Source organism: Aeromonas lacus, from assembly GCF_000764665.1.
Lineage (GTDB): Bacteria > Pseudomonadota > Gammaproteobacteria > Enterobacterales > Aeromonadaceae > Aeromonas > Aeromonas lacus.
Genome location: NZ_JRGM01000110.1, coordinates 1 through 764, shown reverse-complemented (window position 1 = coordinate 764; position 764 = coordinate 1). Strand labels below are relative to the sequence as shown.

Sequence of the window (764 nt, the reverse complement as noted above, 5' to 3'; positions counted from 1 at the left end):
AAGTGTCCCTCTGTAACGGGGTACAATACGTACCCCTCTGTATTTAAAGCCCACGGTCTTGACGATATTGCTCATTCAAAGCGTACATATACGGTGCATTACGTTCTATCAATGCAGTCTCGTAATCACTGTTTGTTAGTACGTTACCTTGTACAGTAGTGGAATAGTGGTTAGTAACTGATCCTCTACCGTTGAAGTTATTGTCTTTGTTTGCTTTCAAGAACTGTGTCATATCTTGGTTCAATGCTGGGCCAAGTACACGTTCGCCCTTTTGCAAGTTCCAAGTACCTTCATTTGGCACGTAGTCGATACCATCGTGCGCTTGACCAGTCCATTGCTGACTTCTAATCTGTGCAACGTTCATCATACCCATTGCGACAGTCAAAGCAGCAAAAATAGGCCCCATTGGCCAACCCCATGCAAGTGCAGCAGTAGCGCCGTTATACGTAGACATAATGGCGGTAGCGATATCCATCTTCTTCTTCATCTCGAATGCTTTCTTATTGTTCTTGGCAGCATTTGCAAGGATTGCTTCACTACCGCCAACAACCAACTTCACTTGGGCATTTGTATTATCTTTGGCTTGTTGTACTTCTTTGTTACTAGTACCTGGGAATGGAGATTCGCCGGATCCTTTCATATTGGCAATCATATTGCCTATTGTGTTTTTTGACGTTTGCTGTTCCCAGAACTTATCCAATTCGGCTTTGTCGTATTCTTCTTGTGCACGCTTCTTCTGCTCTTGTAACTCTATGAACTTCTTG

At 43.5% G+C, this 764-nt stretch carries 1 protein-coding gene; it reads right to left on the bottom strand.

Annotated elements, in window-relative coordinates; all coding sequences use genetic code 11:
• Window positions 1–43: 43 nt before the first annotated feature.
• The coding region (locus tag LG31_RS21245) for a hypothetical protein (RefSeq protein WP_033113931.1) at window positions 44–764 on the bottom strand (721 nt) is incomplete at its 5' end.